General features: G+C 46.8%; 28 protein-coding genes. 21 read left to right on the plus strand and 7 right to left on the minus strand.

Annotated elements, in window-relative coordinates; genetic code table 11:
- Window positions 1-5 precede the first annotated feature (5 nt).
- From LEPBO_RS0110110 to LEPBO_RS0110140, 7 genes are all read left to right on the plus strand, one after another.
- A complete protein-coding gene (locus LEPBO_RS0110110) occupies window positions 6-302 on the plus strand; it encodes a DUF4160 domain-containing protein (RefSeq protein ID WP_017287446.1) in 297 nt (98 codons plus the stop codon).
- Window positions 268-717 carry a DUF2442 domain-containing protein gene (locus tag LEPBO_RS0110115; RefSeq protein ID WP_017287447.1) on the plus strand — a complete coding sequence of 150 codons (450 nt, stop codon included), beginning with the start codon at window positions 268-270 and terminating at the stop codon, window positions 715-717. Before LEPBO_RS0110110 ends, LEPBO_RS0110115 begins: the two co-directional genes overlap by 35 nt.
- Before the next feature lie 89 nt (window positions 718-806).
- Window positions 807-1,043 carry a hypothetical protein gene (locus LEPBO_RS0110120; RefSeq protein ID WP_017287448.1) on the plus strand — a complete coding sequence of 79 codons (237 nt, stop codon included), beginning with the start codon at window positions 807-809 and terminating at the stop codon, window positions 1,041-1,043.
- Window positions 1,044-1,208: 165 nt separating this feature from the next.
- Window positions 1,209-1,418, plus strand: coding sequence for a ribbon-helix-helix protein, CopG family (locus LEPBO_RS0110125; RefSeq protein ID WP_017287449.1), 210 nt, complete (start codon window positions 1,209-1,211; stop codon window positions 1,416-1,418).
- 26 nt (window positions 1,419-1,444) lie between these two features.
- Complete coding sequence (locus LEPBO_RS0110130; protein WP_017287450.1) at window positions 1,445-1,990, plus strand: GNAT family N-acetyltransferase; 546 nt, start codon at window positions 1,445-1,447, stop codon at window positions 1,988-1,990.
- Window positions 1,991-2,032: 42 nt separating this feature from the next.
- Window positions 2,033-2,317, plus strand: a complete 285-nt coding sequence (locus tag LEPBO_RS0110135) for a hypothetical protein (protein ID WP_017287451.1) — start codon at window positions 2,033-2,035, stop codon at window positions 2,315-2,317.
- Between the two features lie 10 nt (window positions 2,318-2,327).
- Window positions 2,328-2,843, plus strand: a complete 516-nt coding sequence (locus tag LEPBO_RS0110140) for a hypothetical protein (RefSeq protein ID WP_017287452.1) — start codon at window positions 2,328-2,330, stop codon at window positions 2,841-2,843.
- Between the two features lie 211 nt (window positions 2,844-3,054).
- Here LEPBO_RS0110140 and LEPBO_RS0110145 read toward each other — a convergent pair whose 3' ends face one another.
- Window positions 3,055-3,531, minus strand: coding sequence for a MerR family transcriptional regulator (locus LEPBO_RS0110145; protein WP_017287453.1), 477 nt, complete (start codon window positions 3,529-3,531; stop codon window positions 3,055-3,057).
- Window positions 3,532-3,690: 159 nt separating this feature from the next.
- Here LEPBO_RS0110145 and LEPBO_RS0110150 point away from each other — a divergent pair, with 159 nt between their 5' ends.
- The gene (locus LEPBO_RS0110150; protein ID WP_017287454.1) at window positions 3,691-3,912 is read left to right on the plus strand and encodes a hypothetical protein; all 222 of its coding nucleotides are present in this window, start codon (window positions 3,691-3,693) and stop codon (window positions 3,910-3,912) included.
- 344 nt (window positions 3,913-4,256) lie between these two features.
- Here the strand turns inward: LEPBO_RS0110150 and LEPBO_RS42265 are convergent, their stop codons facing one another.
- Complete coding sequence (locus LEPBO_RS42265; protein ID WP_144056183.1) at window positions 4,257-4,538, minus strand: hypothetical protein; 282 nt, start codon at window positions 4,536-4,538, stop codon at window positions 4,257-4,259.
- 84 nt (window positions 4,539-4,622) lie between these two features.
- Entirely contained in the window at window positions 4,623-5,078 is a 456-nt protein-coding gene (locus tag LEPBO_RS0110170; RefSeq protein ID WP_017287458.1) for a hypothetical protein, read from the minus strand.
- Between the two features lie 211 nt (window positions 5,079-5,289).
- Here LEPBO_RS0110170 and LEPBO_RS45310 point away from each other — a divergent pair, with 211 nt between their 5' ends.
- On the plus strand, window positions 5,290-5,514 hold the full coding sequence (locus tag LEPBO_RS45310; RefSeq protein ID WP_017287459.1) for a helix-turn-helix domain-containing protein: 225 nt from the start codon (window positions 5,290-5,292) through the stop codon (window positions 5,512-5,514).
- Between the two features lie 218 nt (window positions 5,515-5,732).
- Here LEPBO_RS45310 and LEPBO_RS0110180 read toward each other — a convergent pair whose 3' ends face one another.
- Window positions 5,733-6,260 carry a hypothetical protein gene (locus LEPBO_RS0110180; protein ID WP_017287460.1) on the minus strand — a complete coding sequence of 176 codons (528 nt, stop codon included), beginning with the start codon at window positions 6,258-6,260 and terminating at the stop codon, window positions 5,733-5,735.
- 390 nt (window positions 6,261-6,650) lie between these two features.
- Here LEPBO_RS0110180 and LEPBO_RS0110185 point away from each other — a divergent pair, with 390 nt between their 5' ends.
- The gene (locus LEPBO_RS0110185) at window positions 6,651-6,950 is read left to right on the plus strand and encodes a hypothetical protein (RefSeq protein WP_017287461.1); all 300 of its coding nucleotides are present in this window, start codon (window positions 6,651-6,653) and stop codon (window positions 6,948-6,950) included.
- 139 nt (window positions 6,951-7,089) lie between these two features.
- Here the strand turns inward: LEPBO_RS0110185 and LEPBO_RS0110190 are convergent, their stop codons facing one another.
- Both LEPBO_RS0110190 and LEPBO_RS0110195 read right to left on the minus strand, forming a co-directional pair.
- Window positions 7,090-7,308, minus strand: coding sequence for a type II toxin-antitoxin system HicB family antitoxin (locus LEPBO_RS0110190; protein ID WP_017287462.1), 219 nt, complete (start codon window positions 7,306-7,308; stop codon window positions 7,090-7,092).
- Between the two features lie 31 nt (window positions 7,309-7,339).
- Complete coding sequence (locus LEPBO_RS0110195) at window positions 7,340-7,576, minus strand: hypothetical protein (protein WP_086371032.1); 237 nt, start codon at window positions 7,574-7,576, stop codon at window positions 7,340-7,342.
- 165 nt (window positions 7,577-7,741) lie between these two features.
- Between LEPBO_RS0110195 and LEPBO_RS0110200 the strand changes: the two genes are divergently transcribed.
- Complete coding sequence (locus LEPBO_RS0110200) at window positions 7,742-8,008, plus strand: hypothetical protein (protein WP_017287464.1); 267 nt, start codon at window positions 7,742-7,744, stop codon at window positions 8,006-8,008.
- On the opposite strand, the gene LEPBO_RS0110205 is transcribed toward LEPBO_RS0110200, so the two are convergent.
- Window positions 8,001-8,561: a hypothetical protein gene (locus tag LEPBO_RS0110205; RefSeq protein ID WP_017287465.1), complete on the minus strand. Its 561-nt coding sequence runs from the start codon at window positions 8,559-8,561 to the stop codon at window positions 8,001-8,003. The two genes, LEPBO_RS0110200 and LEPBO_RS0110205, sit on opposite strands and share 8 nt — an antisense overlap.
- 167 nt (window positions 8,562-8,728) lie before the next feature.
- Here LEPBO_RS0110205 and LEPBO_RS0110215 point away from each other — a divergent pair, with 167 nt between their 5' ends.
- The 10 genes from LEPBO_RS0110215 (at window position 8,729) to LEPBO_RS0110260 (ending at window position 14,789) form a co-directional block, all read left to right on the plus strand.
- Window positions 8,729-8,983 carry a helix-turn-helix domain-containing protein gene (locus LEPBO_RS0110215; protein WP_017287466.1) on the plus strand — a complete coding sequence of 85 codons (255 nt, stop codon included), beginning with the start codon at window positions 8,729-8,731 and terminating at the stop codon, window positions 8,981-8,983.
- 303 nt (window positions 8,984-9,286) lie between these two features.
- Window positions 9,287-9,787 (plus strand): hypothetical protein, encoded by a 501-nt coding sequence (locus LEPBO_RS0110220; protein WP_017287467.1) that lies wholly within the window; start codon window positions 9,287-9,289, stop codon window positions 9,785-9,787.
- A 36-nt stretch (window positions 9,788-9,823) separates the two neighbouring features.
- Complete coding sequence (locus LEPBO_RS0110225) at window positions 9,824-10,135, plus strand: hypothetical protein (protein WP_017287468.1); 312 nt, start codon at window positions 9,824-9,826, stop codon at window positions 10,133-10,135.
- Window positions 10,136-10,252: 117 nt separating this feature from the next.
- The gene (locus LEPBO_RS0110230) at window positions 10,253-10,489 is read left to right on the plus strand and encodes a hypothetical protein (protein ID WP_017287469.1); all 237 of its coding nucleotides are present in this window, start codon (window positions 10,253-10,255) and stop codon (window positions 10,487-10,489) included.
- Window positions 10,490-10,665: 176 nt separating this feature from the next.
- Window positions 10,666-12,813 (plus strand): DUF3987 domain-containing protein, encoded by a 2,148-nt coding sequence (locus LEPBO_RS36685; RefSeq protein ID WP_081614730.1) that lies wholly within the window; start codon window positions 10,666-10,668, stop codon window positions 12,811-12,813.
- Window positions 12,800-13,204, plus strand: a complete 405-nt coding sequence (locus tag LEPBO_RS0110240) for a hypothetical protein (RefSeq protein ID WP_017287471.1) — start codon at window positions 12,800-12,802, stop codon at window positions 13,202-13,204. The genes LEPBO_RS36685 and LEPBO_RS0110240 overlap by 14 nt, the downstream gene beginning before the upstream one ends.
- Window positions 13,201-13,590, plus strand: coding sequence for a hypothetical protein (locus LEPBO_RS0110245; RefSeq protein ID WP_017287472.1), 390 nt, complete (start codon window positions 13,201-13,203; stop codon window positions 13,588-13,590). The genes LEPBO_RS0110240 and LEPBO_RS0110245 overlap by 4 nt, the downstream gene beginning before the upstream one ends.
- Window positions 13,577-13,921, plus strand: a complete 345-nt coding sequence (locus LEPBO_RS0110250; protein ID WP_026148537.1) for a hypothetical protein — start codon at window positions 13,577-13,579, stop codon at window positions 13,919-13,921. Before LEPBO_RS0110245 ends, LEPBO_RS0110250 begins: the two co-directional genes overlap by 14 nt.
- Window positions 13,918-14,379 (plus strand): hypothetical protein, encoded by a 462-nt coding sequence (locus tag LEPBO_RS39960; RefSeq protein WP_017287474.1) that lies wholly within the window; start codon window positions 13,918-13,920, stop codon window positions 14,377-14,379. The genes LEPBO_RS0110250 and LEPBO_RS39960 overlap by 4 nt, the downstream gene beginning before the upstream one ends.
- Window positions 14,370-14,789, plus strand: coding sequence for a hypothetical protein (locus LEPBO_RS0110260; protein WP_017287475.1), 420 nt, complete (start codon window positions 14,370-14,372; stop codon window positions 14,787-14,789). The genes LEPBO_RS39960 and LEPBO_RS0110260 overlap by 10 nt, the downstream gene beginning before the upstream one ends.
- Window positions 14,790-14,832: the final 43 nt, after the last annotated feature.

Raw genomic sequence — 14,832 nt, forward strand, 5'->3', positions numbered from 1 at the left:
TTTCGATGGGCAAAATTCTCGAAGATTCGACAAACAACCTGTTCGTTTACATTTACTCCGATGATCATCTTCCGCCGCACGTTCACGTGTTCGTAGGTAGGAAGAAAAGTCGGGGAGATAAGAATATAAAAATCAGTATTGGTGACGATAGCAATCCACCAAAACTACTGCAAGCGCACCCAGATCTTAAAAGCGCTGATATCCGCAAAGCGTGGCAGCTCGTGGCGGATAACCAAGACAAATTATTAATTGAATGGAAGAAGATCCATGACAGAGAAGAAATGGAGGAACGAAATCAGTGAAGCCGAATTAGAGAGCCAAATTACCCAGGCGAAGGCGGCTTGGGTTCAAGCTGCCTCGACAGAACCGCGTGCTGAATCTGTGAAGTTCTATCCGCGCAAATTGCAATATACGATCGAGCTAACTAATCGTGCTCAGTTCTCGTTTCCCGTACCCTTGATTCGAGAACTTGCAGATGCCTCAAAAGAAGCGCTTGCTGATGTGCATCTTTCAGGAGATGGCAGCAGTATTCATTGGGAAACACTGGATGTTGATTTCAGTGTTCCTGGGCTGATTTATCGAATATTGGGCACTAAGCCTTCAATGTCTGAACTAGGACGGCAAGGTGGTAAGAAGCGATCGACTGCGAAGTCAGAAGCATCTCGGCAAAACGGGAAAAAGGGCGGACGACCTCGGAAGAAAGCGGTTACAGTCTAGCGATCGATAGCTTGATAGAGCATCACAAGAGCGATCGATGATTTATCGATCGCGAGTACAGAAATGGATTCAGTTGTCGGAGAAACACAGTGTCGCAGAAAGCAAAAGTAGCGGACGGTCTTCCTCCCGATCCTGACAACCCCGGTTGGGTAAAAGGGTGGGGAGTAGTCAGAAACAATCCTTGGCATCTGTATGCAGTTTGTATGACCGAGGGTGAGGCTCATCAAGCGTTGAGAGAAGCAGGAAGCGAGTACGAAGTCACCTATGGCTCACACGAGCTTGGGTATGACAGTTTTATGTCTGAGAGTTTTTCTGTCGAACCATAAGCAACAGCGATCAATAAAACCGCAACAACCTTGATCGACAAATCATCGATCAAGGTTGTTAACGTAATGAATTTGATAAAAACACTTGTAATCCATACATTTGTTCTATATACTTTTTATATATAACGTATATAATTTCAAATATTGCAGGAGGAGAAATGAATTTTGAGCAAAAAAACCCTGATCTCACTCAACCTTACGGAAAGCGAACTAGAGCTTCTAAACGATTTGAGTGAAAAGAAAGAGATGAGCAAATCTGCCGTTCTCCGACAGGCTCTCAGGATGATGGGGGTGCTGGAGCATCGAATTGCTCAGGGTGAGAAGCTCTATTTTGAAACCCTGGACAAAGACAAATCAGAACTTCTACTCCTGTAAGTTCTGACGGAAATGGAGAATAGACGTTGCAGAAAGCAATCAGACTTCTTCGCGTTGCAGACGATCAGCCTGTTGATGCGGTTTTGACTAGTCTCACTCAAGAGCATTTAGACTCTTTTGAAACGTTATGGAAGCCCCGGCTTCAAATAGCAACCGAAGAAGATAGGCATTGGGACTGGATTAAAAAGAATAGACTCACAGCTTCGTGTCTCAGCTATGAGAAGTACGTAATTGAGTATGAGCGAATTAACCAAGGAATGATGATGATTGAAATTGATGGGCATCGATCATTGCTTGAGCCAGGCAAAAATATTGTCTATGTAGATCTCCTGGCAACAGCTCCTTGGAATCGCCAACCTATTCAAAATCCACCGCAATTTCGAGGTGTGGGAAGGGTTCTGCTTGAATTTGCCAGGTTAAGGAGTCTTGAACTGGAGTATGGAGGGAGAGTTGCTCTTCACTCACTGCCCAGAGCTGAGTCCTTTTACACAAAGAACGGGATGAAAAATTTGGGGTCAGACCCTGATAAACAAAATCTGGCTTACTTCGAGTGGGGACGTGTTGAGATATAGAGTAAAGAGACTGCGAAAAACACCAAGCAGGAGGCAACAGGAATGAACTCTAACTTAGATATTTTCGGTGACGAATGGCTGAGAGAAGCTGCTCGTATTGAAGAGGAAGCAGGTGGAGATATTGGGGCAGGATTTGACTGGGGTACAGGGTTAGGCGCTTATGTCGCTAGCTCTAAAAGCTTTATAGATCGCGACAAAGTGATGACCGTTTTGCAGGAGACATTGACTTGGCTGGATCAAGAAGAGTTGGAGGCAATGATCAATAGCCTAGAAGATCAAGCACGGAATCATTGGATTGAAAAGTTTCAGGCTGCTCAATCAGCTTAAGGAGTAACTGATGCCCCAAGAGGATGCACCCAAGCCTATTCCCATTTCTCAAGCTCGATCAAAACGAGAAGCTAGCCCCAAGATTGAGACAACTACAGATGAAATGCGGCAAGTAATTGCTGAAGTTTTAGAGCAAGGACTTGCCGCAAAAATCACAAGGCTAGAGGTGAGCATCAATCGAATGATGGATCACATTGAAGGCGTGAAAAATGGTACTGCGGAAGATGCTGCTTTGCGAGTGACTACTGACTCCAGCGCAACCGATCTCGCTCTTGCTAAAGTTACATTAGCTTCTGAAGAGTATTACATTTACACGTCTGCTGAGCTAGCGGAAAAGTTAAATGTGCGACTACATGATGTGCAACAAATGGGTCGGGTGCTTGGTCTTAAGAACGACAACCAGTATCACAAAGCTGTGAAGACTGGGAAAAAGACAGAAGTTCAAAAATATTCTGAGGCGGCGCTACTACGAATGAAGGAGGCACTGGCATCAAGGGAATACGTGGCTGTCTTTAAAGAGTGGTGAAGAGTAGGGGTTCGTTAACCGATGCGTGTCATCAAAAAGCTCGATCGACAAACCATGTGATCGAGCTTTTTGATACTTTCTCCCAGTCGTCGTATCAAGTGGGAACTTCGGCGGATTTCTACCGATAGCCACGCCGTAGCTGTAAAGACTTAATCTGGGATAAGACCGCGTATCGCATCTTATCTCTCATAATTCAGCTCAATCGTATTCTCTAAACAGCTAAAGGTGTTCCCTGAATTCGCTTCTCAAAATCCAAGACTTGATGTTTCTCAGCTTCTCGCTTTAGTTCTGAGATGACCTCTCCAATCCTGCCAACCTCGTGGATAACAACCTGTCCTTTGTTTTTCCCTGAAGCTGTGAGAACTATCGTTCCAAACTGCTCCCAGTTTTCGATGAGATATAGCTGTTCATCAACAAATATAAGCTTGCAGTCAAACAAGGACTGCTCATAGTTTCGTTTCTTCAGAAACTCGAGCACTTTCCGAATTTCCTGGAGAGACAGCTTCTCTCTTAATCTGCTAATGACCTTTAACTCAATAATCTGCTCTACGGAGTAAATTACCTTCGGACGTTTGGGATTACCAAACTTCTGTGGGGAAACCAGTTCTGTCTCATCTAGGTAGGTCAATCGCCCTGCGGTTATTCCAGTTATTGAAAGAGCCTCCTGTCTCGTGAATCCACTAATCATAATGAGTTCCTTATTGGGTGACTCAATCTTACATTTGTTGGCACAAATATGTCATCAGTATTAAGATTTATTGATAACGTCAGAAATACTCCAGAAATTTGATCTTTTTTCTAACGATCGTCAGAGTAATAAGGTATATTTAAAGCAGAAGTCCCACTAATGCTACAAACATTAGTGGGACTGGATCAAGAAAAAACCGAGTCCACAAACTCGGTGTCGTTTAATTTGATTACTTCCATTATGACCACAATTCTCACTTTTGCTCAAGCGAGCAAGGCTGGACGGGAGCTAAGAAGCTCCTCCTCTAATGCCCCGGTTAAGTCCAATGCTGGATACATTCTAGCAACTTGGCGGTGGCAGCAACTGGCTAACGCAATGTAGCTAGTCAACTCGTCGATACCGATATCGGCTAACAAACCGCGATCGATGATTTATCGATCGCGGTTTTTTAATTTCCTTGTGTATGTTCTGGGCATGTGCACAAGAAAAGTCAATTCCTTGTGCACATGCTTGTGGTTCACTTGTTAACAACAAATCGGTTTGTCGCGCAAAAATCGCAAAAAGTGAGCGAATCAGAGCGATCGACAAATCCGAAGATCTATCGATCGCTCTGATTCGCTATTCTTCGTTCTCTTCTAAATCGGCTGAACTGAGTCCGATGCTTTCGAGAGCAACTGCTGAAAGCTCGCTAATTCGAGGCTGAAACATGGCTCAATTCCTCGTGATTAACGATTTGAATTGAGGTTGCCACGATATGACCCCATTGGCTTGAAAAGCACTAGAGGGCGCGCCGGGGGCTGCTGACGGCGGATAACCGAGCGTTTTCCTTTGCGATTAATACGAGTAGTCGATTTCAGTTGCCCATTACTATCGAATTTGGGACAGAGTGCATCACCGTTAAGCCGACCAACGAAGCAGCGCACATCGGAAGAAGCGATCGCAGAAGGAACGGAACCAGCGAGCATTAAAGCAACAGAAGCAGCGATCGAGAAAATTTTAGAATTCATGTGACAAGTCCTGAGTGTAGAGAAGGAAAGGCAGATTCGGGATCTGCCTGTACGCAGCGATGAATTTCCGCAACGGTTGCGGATTTAGAACTGAAGAACGCGATCGACGAGTGACTGACTTGCACAGAGCCAATATTCTCTGAAGTCGGTCATGAAGGTGAGTTCGACGACTTCTCCGTCTTGAGCGCGGGTTGCCCAGTCGTTTTGTTGAGCGATCGCATTATCGATGTCAGTCAATTGCAGAACGACGACTAAACCTCGATCGAGGATTTGCTTTTTCTTGTAGTCGGAATAGCCAAGCTTCCAGCCTTCGTCGTAAAACGGGTTATCGCAGAAGGATTGAGAATTGACACCGCGAAATCCGTCTTGATAGCCTTTGTTGCGGAGTTCGTCGGGTGAGGGATTGCGGGGAAAGGTGCGGTTCTTTTGGGGACAGTTGGAGCCGTAGAGAATATTCTCAAGCTCTTCAGTGCTGAAACGCAGATCGACTTCGAGATGTTTGATCTCGGAATAGTCGATCGGTTTTAGAAGTTGTGTCATGATTATTTTAGAAATGTAAGGTTTCTCGGAAGGAGCGGTGATTGCTGTCCAGGCGTGCCGCTCTTTCTTGTATTTAGTATTACCTACTGAGAGTAGGTTATGCAATAGTTAGATATATGAAAGTAGGTTATCTAACAGTTATCTAGGCATAAGGCATATCAATAGTTAGACTACTGGGGTTCCGTTATACTCTCGGTAGGTATTTGAGGATATGCCAGTGGAGGTAAGACTTAAGCAATTAAGAGAGGCTAAAGGGTTGTCCCAAAATGCGCTCGCAAGAGAGCTAGAAATGTCTCTCGCCAATATTCAGAAGATTGAATACGGTAAAGCCAAATCAATCCCTCTAGACACACTAGAGCGGCTTTGCCTTGTTCTTGATTGTGAAATTGGCGACTTGCTAGTCCTCATCAAACCAGCGCAGTTAATCTCTGCGTAAACATGGAAAAACGAAGCGACCGCGCCTCCTTCCACAGAATCGCGATCGCTCCCGTACTCCACCTACCGTTTAGAGTAAAGGTGAAGCCTAATGACATTATTTCAGGGGAGGGCAAGCGAATCATGACAATTTCGCTCAACTCCATCAATTCAATAAGCAACAAAAAACGATCGCATTTCTACGATCGCTCAAAGAGATTATCAATTCGGCTTAGTCCGCTACTGTCCTTCGTAAGCCACGATGCAGTAAGGACGAGAAGAATACTGCTCTCTGTTTGGAACAATGGGTTTTGGAGCCTCCACAGGCTCTTTTCCAGCTGCCTTCAGTACTTCATTCGCCTGCTGCATAACGCGCTGTCCGTCTCGATTGGACTTGTCAAACATCCGTTTGTTGCGCTCAAACAGTTCGGTTGAATTCCAGACCTTGAAAATCCAGGTGCGATCGACAACCATTCCGCCCAAGCTTTTCTCCTGAATCTTCGCCCGTACCAAGCTGTACTTGCTGTCTGGGTCATCGGATTCAGTCTTTATCTCTTTGTCAAGAATCTCCCATTTCTGGATTTCTAGAAGCGGTTGCTTGGCTTTTACGCCTTCACTTGCAAAGCAGGCGGCTTCCTTCTGTTGTTGAGGTTGCTGATTCTGCAACCCTCCCAGATAAAGACTGACTACATTTTCTGGGCTTGAAGCGCTTTGACAGCCAAGCAATGGCAAAAGCGCGATCGCAGGAATCGCAAAAATTCTTTTCATGTTTGATTACCGGGAAGGGTTTTCCCCAGAGTGCCCGATCGACCAATAAGAGCAATCAGCCGAACTTCCCGGTACTGCTGACTACTCTTATTTCTCACCCTTTCTGGTGAGGCAAATCTATTGTCCCCTCAAAATCTATGAACATTCAAATTTCAGCTAGAGATCCACCCCTGCATCCGTGAGGAACGCGATCGAACTTACTGCCAGTCGGATAAGTAGCGACAAGCATTTAGTGACGCTCTTACCCCCAGTGAGATTCTGATGCCCTCGTAAGGCTTAAAACTGCCTCCCCTTATTTCGTTTCGATTATTTCGGCTAGATACGAAAAAACCCGTAACCCCCGATTAGCCTCTGCTGATCGGGTTTTTCTATGCTCATCAGGAGAAAACCATGATCGACACCGAACAACCCGAAGAATTCGAGCAACAGCTCCAAGCCTTCCTTGCCGACCCCACACCCGAACCCAAGTATTCGCTCTGGCAAATCGCAAGATTTTGCCAGTCCAAGCAAGAATCCAAGCAGGGGCGAATCTGCGGCATGTATTTCACTAGAGTCGCGATTGCCTACGAGACTGGAACCTGTCCCGGCTGGTACTACTTTGTTGAAGTCGATTTCGAGCATGTGATCATTCACGAAGGCGACATTATCGATGCCAACATCCAACAGAATCCACTAAGCTTAGTGGCATAGAAAAACGCGATCGCATTTCTACGATCGCGTTGCTTTTTAGTTAGAATTCTCGTTTCCCAGAAACGAGAACTACTCTCATTATCGATGCCAACACTTACCAGCATTCATTAAGCTTAGTGACATAGAAAAATGAGATCGCTTAAGCCGCTTCTACCACACGCTGAGGCTGAGGCAAAGGCTTTCCGCTTGCCTGATAATCCTCAACCAACATTTCGATTACCTCTTGCCCTCGCTTAGCGGCTTCCTCGTAGGTTTCGCCATGCGTCACGAATTGTTGAGAGGGGAACTCAGGCAGATGTACCAGATAGAGACTGTCTTCTTCTGACCACTGAATCACCATGCTGTACTGAGGTTTCATTCTTCTGAGTCCTCCAACGATTCCAAACGTTTTAACACAACGACTTATTGAGTTCTACCAGTTTCTTCTTAAGAGACGCATTTTCTTCTTTGAGATTAAGGTTTTCCTCCCTGATCTCTAACAGCGACTCTTTCACATCCAGGAGCTGCTCTCTAAGCTCAAGAATCCTCTCCTGCAATTCGACGCTCTGGGTCTGAATCGCTAAGTCTCTTAGCTTCGTCAGAAGTGCCCAATGCTCCAAATTCTGTGGGTCGAAGTAGGTGTCCATAGATTCGATCGAGAAACTTTCAGCATCGTGCCCAAACGATTGAAAAATCTCGCGATCGTACAATTTGTTATCGAAATATTCCAATTCACTCAGTAATGTGATTCTTTTTTCAGCACGTTTGTACTAAATTACAGACATCCTGAACGGCTCTATTGCTTTCAATGAATGAATGACTTACACACCGGAACCGCATTCACAGCCTGGTTTGTGGATCAAGCTCCAATCCTTATCAACAGCACTCTTTTAATCATGAAAACAGAACTACAAATCGACTGCATGAAAGAAGCCGAAGTTACCAAAATTGCTAAATCGATCGACCAAATTGCGATTCTGGCAGAGCAACTCGGCATCAAAACAATTCGGATTTTACACCGAGGTATCTCTTGTTATGTTCTACCCGTCCGACTAGCGCTGATATATCCAATCAAATAGGCTTACGCGGTTTTAACTTATCGATCGGTGCATTCAGGTCAATCCCCAGTAGCTTCGCGAGTGGGGCGGGGTCTTGATCTTCAAACATGTAGGCTCCAAGCTGCATCAACTCAAACAGCGTTGGAAATCGCCCCTGAAGCAACTCACGAAATTTTCGCACTGGGATTTTGGATTCACGGGCAAAAGCTAACTCGTCTTTCCCATGCAACTGCATCCAGCGCTTAATTTCAGCCACAAACGGTGCATCTGCCTCAACGTAGAGCGCAGGATCAAGTACAACCTGCCCACGGGCAATCCTCAAGAATTCTTCCGACTCAAACGGCTTTCCCGATCTCGGATCAATCAGTAGTGGGGCAAGTGCTAGCAGAATATCAGGATCAGGTTTGTAATGAACTTCGTCGATATTGGTGCGATTGCGGCGAATCCCCTTAATCGTGTTCCCAGCAACGCCAACCAACTCAGCTAAAGAATTCTGACTGTAAAGTTTTTTGGCGATCGTATCGTCGATCAGAAGCGCGATCGTTCTCAGTCCTTCAGGGGTATAGAAACTCATTCAAACTGCAAAACCTACTGCCCGTGCATCATGCAACACTGCTGCTGATTTTTCTAGCTTCACACAATTTGCAGTTTGCAGCAAAGTTACCAGTGCAAATAATTTAGATCTTATTTATTGAAGAAGAGTGTATGATCCTTGGGTAAGAAGTTAACTGCAAGGTAAACATGTCGTCAATTGAAGATTTTGTCGAAACACCTTGTGCCGACCTTGTTCGACGAACAGGGATAAGCCATGCACAACTTTGTCGATACGACAACGGACAAGCCCTTAAAGAAACGACTTTGATTCGGATTGGGAAAATTCTTGGGTTAGAGCCTTGGGATGTTCTGCGGCTTTATCATTTGCGCCGCCAACGGCATGGGGTAACCGAACTGAAGAAACGCAAGCAAATGAAAAAGCGTTTACCAGAAGCCTCCTAGAAAAATTCACAACAAAAAAGCTGCTCTCTCGGTTTGGCGACGCGCGAAGCAACTTTTTTGAATTATTTAATCTAAACCACCAACCGCATCACCGACCGCTCGTTTTTTTTTGAATCACAAAACAAAGCTAACCGCTCGTTTCATAATCCTGCACAAGTCAGGGGGGGGCGAAATAGTGAATCTACGGAATAACCCGCGATTCCCTCCAGATTAGCGAAATCTTAACAAAGTCGCAAGACTCAACAGCCCGAAATCCCTCAAAAGTCTCAGTCCGCACAACTTTACACGAATGCCAATCGACCTATGACGACCAGCCCCCAAACCTCAACCACCCCACTGCTGAAACGACTCGACGCTGTTTTCTATCAGATGCGAGCCGACCGCCAGCCGTTGACGATCGAGGAAGTTTGCAAAAAAGCGGACTGCTACCCGACCGAAGTATTTCGTCCTGCAGCAATCATTCACTATCGCATCGCCATGCAATACGTCGGTGGATGGGAGATTTATCGGTCTGAAATCCTGGCTCGAGTTCAGATGGTTTTGGGGAGGATGTCAGCAAAAGACATCACGACAGGCGCGATCGCATCGCAGGTCGGACTTAAGACCAGGCAACTCAAAGAAGACGTGCCGGAAGCGATCGGCTTAATCGAAGAAGCGGCGAAACGTACCGCTCAAAGAATTCAGACATCAGGCACGGCGAAATGCTCGCGATGTGGGCAACGTCGCTCAATCCACAAAACAATCCCTGGCGAAATGTGGGGAAAGCCTGTTCTGCTCTGTGTCTGTGAAAGTTGCTCTCCCTAGATACTCAGATTCGCATCCACTTACCCACCAAACATCATGCTTTACGAAATTACTGGCACTCATAACGACTGGATGATGGTTCACGCTGCATCGCCCGAAGAAGCGATCTCAGAATTTGAAGAGCACTCACCCGAGTCGATGTTTTTGAGCATTCAAGAAGTGAGATCGACCTTTGAAGCGGTTTCGATCTCTGGCGAGCGAGTCAAAGTAATCGATCGAAAATATTTAACTTGCTGGAATCGCAAGCAAACCAAGAAGCGGATTGTCCTGCACTACAAAACGAGCAGTGAGCTAGGTTGCTGGGTTCCGGCTGATGAATTTGTAAGAGCGGAGGTGGTCGCCGCATGAACAAGCCACAGTTACCAAAATTTCTAATTCGCAGATCAATCCCGACCGAGCTTTATTTACTCAGATTGCAGCTTCGACAGTCGAATGTTATCCCGTTTCAGCGTAAGGAGAACCGTCATGCGAAAGGCTGAATACAGAAAAGATTTGAAGGTCAGACAGAGAGCGCAACCCCTGCACTTCTCTGGGCAGAATCCATATCCACGCAAAGAGGGCATTACGGTTTCAGACGAATTGGTGGTTTTCCGGGTCGGGAAACCTGAGTACGCGCTTGTCCTTTGGGACGGGAGCAAAAAGGCAGAGCATGTGCATTTTGCAGTGATCGATATTGTTCAGGAGGTAGCAGATGCTAGCTGAACTAGTTGCATTGCTCAAAGCCTACATCAGCTATCTGGAGAGTCAAAAGTCATGAATAAGCAAAAAGCGCGTGGGGACGCGCTCTCAAAAAACTTTGAATGTGACTCAAGTTTACTGAGCAAATTCAGCAATTACAACTGTGACCCCAAAGTATTTTTAGAGACAGGGAGCGAACAATGAGCAAGAAAAATAGCAGTAAGATAACACAGCTTGCTCCCGTCCCATGCTCCCCTGAAGATCCGTGCAAAGTCTGTGGAGGGGTGCATCACCCCTGCTACACACGCGGAGAAGAACTTTGGTGCGCTTATATCGAAAGCGAAGAGGATGTCCAGCGATTCACCCCAGAAGGGTATGAGTTTTTTGGGACAGTTCCTGGCAGCGGACAAGCTGTCTTTGTTCCCATTAAAATCGCAGACCAAAGGAAGCAGCAGATCGAGCACACCCCAGGCGAGAAAATTGAACCTTCAACCCTAAAAGAAACGATCGAGGAATTAGTTCAGGCAAGCTTGCCGAAGTCAGAGCTAGAAATCAAGATTCCGCTTGTTGCAAAGCGATTTCAGTATTTTACAAACGATGTCTGGAGACTCTATCACACCAAAGAACAAGAGATCGAAGAAGCTGAAACTAGAAGCGATCGCGTTACCGAAATCAATCAACTTCTAAAGATTGGCAACTACGAGCTAAAACTCTCGAAATATCTCCGACCAAGCCTCGCAACTCCGCTTGAAAAGATTGCCACCTATCTTGGCAGCAACACAGCCGCGATGCTAACAACTTTACTTCCTGTTGCAGGCAGCTTGCTTAAAACCGGAACACAGCTTGAACTCATTCGAGCTACCGAGTTCTATGCTCTACCCATTCTCTATACGGGCATTGTTGCAGAATCAGGTAGTAGCAAATCTCCCACACAAAAAACAATCCTTAAACCGCTGTTCCGAATGCAGGCGCAAGCTGAAGAGGATCACGCCTATGCACTGCAAGACTGGGAGGCAGAAAACAAGCGGGCGCGAAACAGTGATGAGACACCACCGGAAAAACCTGCGGTGCATGAATACTACACAACCGACGCTACACGAGAAGCGATCGTACTGATTCAATCTCAACAACCCGATCGCGGATTCCTGGGTTGGTTTGATGAGCTATCCGCTCTCATTGGGGGACAGAACCAATATCGCAATGGCAAAGGAGCGGACAAAGAGGCGATCCTGTCTGGGCGAGATGGCACAGGCATCAAAATGAATCGCGCCAGCGGTAAGCGAGCATTTGTTCAGTCAAGCGCGTTCAGTATTACCGGATCGACTCAGCCTGACACGCTCCGAAAAATGATCGGGGACTTCTCTGACCCGACTGGGCAATGGGCGCGTTTTCTGTGGACGGTTTTACCAATCAAGCCCGCAAGATTTCCGGAAGATGAGACGAGCTACGACATTTCGGATTTTCTGCACGGGGTCTATGTCCGACTCGAATCATTTGAGCCAAAAACTTACCGAATGTCTACAGAAGCCAGATCGCTTTACGCGAGATGGTACAACGAACTGGACGACTTACGACTAACACAACCCCAGCAAGGCCTGCGGGCTGTATACGCCAAAATGAAGGGCGACACGGGCACTCTAGCGCTTTTGCTGCACTGCATCAACTCGGCTGTAGACAGCGGTAGACAACCGAGTGAAGAGATTTCACTCGAAACAATGAAGGCAGCGATCAGTCTTGCGAAGTTCTATATCGGACAAGTGAAACTGATTCACGCTGAAGGTGGCAACGAGTCGGGAGAACTAGAGCAAAGCTATACCAAACTGATTCGACTGTCAGAGCGCAAGGGATGGATTAAAGCCCGTGACGCACAGAACTTATGCCGAGAGTTCAGAAAGTTGTCACCGGATACTGTGCGATCTCATTTCCGTGAACTCGAAGCAATGGGATTGGGTTCAACACGCGGAACTGGTAGACAACTGGAATGGCAAGCGTCTACATACGCTTCAGAAGAGTTTCCTGATATCGATTCAACACTGCCTACAGCGTCGCGAAATGGACCGGATTTACGACAATATACGCCAGATGTTGTCACCTCTGTAGACGGTCAAAGTATTGAAAATTCTGAATTTGCGCCAAATAGACAAAATGGACACTCCTCAAACGGATTGACCAGTAATGGACACCTGAACGGAAATGGAAAGAAGAGTGAGACAACAACGACAACTTTAAAGCCACAAATAAATGGAAAGCCACTGCTAGCAGCAGATACAGACCGATTAGACCTGTCTACAGAAGCGGATACATTTAGCCAACAAGCCTGGGAGAATGGCGACAATGGGAGAGGCTAAACGGCGCAAACAACTTGATCCAGATTTCGGCAACCCCCCAATCAGACTGAAAATCTTTGAAGTCGGATCGATTGAGTACGAAACTGCGATGACACAGGCACGAGAGCGCTTAGGCGGAACCGCATTTCAGAATCTGACGGGTGTTTTGTTCTACCTGTTTTCAGCAACCGATAATTCAGGCTCATCGTTTCTGGGATATGCGCACCCAACGGTAAATAATCGAAAAATTTATGTCGATTTACTTCTGTTGCTTGAAAACAAAGACAGCAAGAAACAAGTGCAGCCATGGTGGAGAAAAGTAGAGGCGATCGCAGCAGAAAAGATTGCAGAACGTGTAAAAGCCGATATAGACGATGCTGAAATTGTTCTGGTTAAGGAGGGCAACCCATGACTACTAAACCCTCCTGGCTCACCCGAAACGCGATCGCACTTCACAAGGACACGGCATTTATCCCCGTGCAACTCAAGACCGACGGCAAGCATAAATTCGCGATCGACGGATTGAGCAACCTTCATCCGATTGACGAGCTGCAACCCGCGACACCTGACAGCTTCAAAACCCCTCGCCAGTTCATCCTCAAAGATGGGGCGGTGGTCACAGTCGAACGAACTGCGAACGGACTCAGCATCAACGGAATTGAGCGGGTGCAGATTCCTGATGAAGTTGACCTTGCTTGTCGGAGGCTGGCTCAGATGTTTGATGGCGCGATTGTCAAGGATGTGAATCTCGCTCAGTTCGGCATTGTGGAGGAGGTAGCAGACGATGATGACTGGTAAAACCGCCACGATTATCCGCGTCGGAAAACCATTGTCTCAGTCACTTGTGGGACAGCGAGTGGAAATCGTGCGATTGTTGCTCGACAAGTTCCCGGTGGTGCGAACTACCGACGGACAAGAATTCACGCTCGAAGCATCAAACCTCGAAATTCACCCTTATTGCCCTCCGGCATTTCGAGTTTGGCTCGAAGCAAGAATGCGACACTTTGAGCGGATGATCCCAAAGCTCGCAAAGAACCCGAATCACTATCGACTTGTGCAGGGACTGCAAGCGGAATACGAACAAGTTTTAGCAATGCTTGGAATCAACGATGAGGAGGTGGAATTTTGATTCACTGGCTTCAACCTTATTTACTTCGCATCGATCGCACTAAAGCCGAATCTGATGGTGCGACACTGCTCATTAGCGACTTGCTCACTTCACGCAAGATCGAGCATGAAATCAACTATGGGATTTGTCATCGGCACATGCCGTCAGGTAATCCCAAAACAACGTTGCCGCACTTCTGGATTAACCTGCCGAATTTCGAGCGGATTGATATCCGAGCGCGATCGCACTTCGGAAGTGAGCCAGAAGTACCACATGGTGTGTTTCTGCCTGCGGACTATCCATCGATCGAGTACCAGGTGCGCGGCTCTCTGAAGCCAAGAGAATTGCTTTCGAGTGAAGTGCGATCGTTGATGTCTGGAAGTCGAACCACAGAGCATCACAGATGGTTTGAGGCGCTGAGAAAAGGGCTGCTTCAAGAATGGTTGAAAGCGAGGGAGGTGGAGCCGTCATGCCGATGAATCGCGATCTCTACCCTTCCAACTGGAAAGATATTGCTCTTGCTGTGAAGCAGGGTGTGAAGTGGCGATGCGAACACTGCGATCGACCATGCCGACGACCCAAAGAAGATTGGGCAGCATTCCGCGATCGCTTGCTGAATGAAGAGGACTACAACTGGTATGCCGAAACCGCAGACGAGGTTTCTGATGATTCGGGATTAGCAACACTTGTAGAGCGACCACAAAGATTCACGCTCACAGTCGCGCATCTTGACCACGATCCAAGTAACTGCGATCGCTCCAACCTCAAAGCGCTGTGCTCCGGCTGTCACCTCGCCTACGATGCGGAGCATCATCGAAAAAATGCAACTGCAACCCGCTATCGAAGGCGAGAGGAGCGAGGGCAGTTAAGTTTTTTAGCCCCCCCCTGAACTAGCAGGGCACGGAAAAGATCCAACGAGAATCCAACTTCGA

Source organism: Leptolyngbya boryana PCC 6306 (assembly GCF_000353285.1).
GTDB classification, from domain to species: domain Bacteria; phylum Cyanobacteriota; class Cyanobacteriia; order Leptolyngbyales; family Leptolyngbyaceae; genus Leptolyngbya; species Leptolyngbya boryana.

What these genes read in the sequence shown, in the direction of transcription:
- LEPBO_RS0110145 (WP_017287453.1), bottom strand. Translation starts at nt 3,531, where the DNA reads ATGATTAGTGGATTCACGAGACAGGAGGCTCTTTCAATAACTGGAATA.
- LEPBO_RS0110185 (WP_017287461.1), top strand. Translation starts at nt 6,651, where the DNA reads ATGATCGACACCGAACAACCCGAAGAATTCGAGCAACAGCTCCAAGCC.
- LEPBO_RS36685 (WP_081614730.1), top strand. Translation starts at nt 10,666, where the DNA reads ATGAGCAAGAAAAATAGCAGTAAGATAACACAGCTTGCTCCCGTCCCA.
- LEPBO_RS0110230 (WP_017287469.1), top strand. Translation starts at nt 10,253, where the DNA reads ATGCGAAAGGCTGAATACAGAAAAGATTTGAAGGTCAGACAGAGAGCG.
- LEPBO_RS0110115 (WP_017287447.1), top strand. Translation starts at nt 268, where the DNA reads ATGACAGAGAAGAAATGGAGGAACGAAATCAGTGAAGCCGAATTAGAG.
- LEPBO_RS0110240 (WP_017287471.1), top strand. Translation starts at nt 12,800, where the DNA reads ATGGGAGAGGCTAAACGGCGCAAACAACTTGATCCAGATTTCGGCAAC.
- LEPBO_RS45310 (WP_017287459.1), top strand. Translation starts at nt 5,290, where the DNA reads ATGCCAGTGGAGGTAAGACTTAAGCAATTAAGAGAGGCTAAAGGGTTG.
- LEPBO_RS0110250 (WP_026148537.1), top strand. Translation starts at nt 13,577, where the DNA reads ATGATGACTGGTAAAACCGCCACGATTATCCGCGTCGGAAAACCATTG.
- LEPBO_RS0110140 (WP_017287452.1), top strand. Translation starts at nt 2,328, where the DNA reads ATGCCCCAAGAGGATGCACCCAAGCCTATTCCCATTTCTCAAGCTCGA.
- LEPBO_RS0110220 (WP_017287467.1), top strand. Translation starts at nt 9,287, where the DNA reads ATGACGACCAGCCCCCAAACCTCAACCACCCCACTGCTGAAACGACTC.
- LEPBO_RS42265 (WP_144056183.1), bottom strand. Translation starts at nt 4,538, where the DNA reads ATGAATTCTAAAATTTTCTCGATCGCTGCTTCTGTTGCTTTAATGCTC.
- LEPBO_RS0110110 (WP_017287446.1), top strand. Translation starts at nt 6, where the DNA reads ATGGGCAAAATTCTCGAAGATTCGACAAACAACCTGTTCGTTTACATT.
- LEPBO_RS0110200 (WP_017287464.1), top strand. Translation starts at nt 7,742, where the DNA reads ATGAATGACTTACACACCGGAACCGCATTCACAGCCTGGTTTGTGGAT.
- LEPBO_RS0110170 (WP_017287458.1), bottom strand. Translation starts at nt 5,078, where the DNA reads ATGACACAACTTCTAAAACCGATCGACTATTCCGAGATCAAACATCTC.
- LEPBO_RS0110150 (WP_017287454.1), top strand. Translation starts at nt 3,691, where the DNA reads ATGCTACAAACATTAGTGGGACTGGATCAAGAAAAAACCGAGTCCACA.
- LEPBO_RS0110135 (WP_017287451.1), top strand. Translation starts at nt 2,033, where the DNA reads ATGAACTCTAACTTAGATATTTTCGGTGACGAATGGCTGAGAGAAGCT.
- LEPBO_RS0110195 (WP_086371032.1), bottom strand. Translation starts at nt 7,576, where the DNA reads ATGGACACCTACTTCGACCCACAGAATTTGGAGCATTGGGCACTTCTG.
- LEPBO_RS0110215 (WP_017287466.1), top strand. Translation starts at nt 8,729, where the DNA reads ATGTCGTCAATTGAAGATTTTGTCGAAACACCTTGTGCCGACCTTGTT.
- LEPBO_RS0110180 (WP_017287460.1), bottom strand. Translation starts at nt 6,260, where the DNA reads ATGAAAAGAATTTTTGCGATTCCTGCGATCGCGCTTTTGCCATTGCTT.
- LEPBO_RS0110225 (WP_017287468.1), top strand. Translation starts at nt 9,824, where the DNA reads ATGCTTTACGAAATTACTGGCACTCATAACGACTGGATGATGGTTCAC.
- LEPBO_RS0110205 (WP_017287465.1), bottom strand. Translation starts at nt 8,561, where the DNA reads ATGAGTTTCTATACCCCTGAAGGACTGAGAACGATCGCGCTTCTGATC.
- LEPBO_RS0110260 (WP_017287475.1), top strand. Translation starts at nt 14,370, where the DNA reads ATGCCGATGAATCGCGATCTCTACCCTTCCAACTGGAAAGATATTGCT.
- LEPBO_RS0110245 (WP_017287472.1), top strand. Translation starts at nt 13,201, where the DNA reads ATGACTACTAAACCCTCCTGGCTCACCCGAAACGCGATCGCACTTCAC.
- LEPBO_RS0110190 (WP_017287462.1), bottom strand. Translation starts at nt 7,308, where the DNA reads ATGAAACCTCAGTACAGCATGGTGATTCAGTGGTCAGAAGAAGACAGT.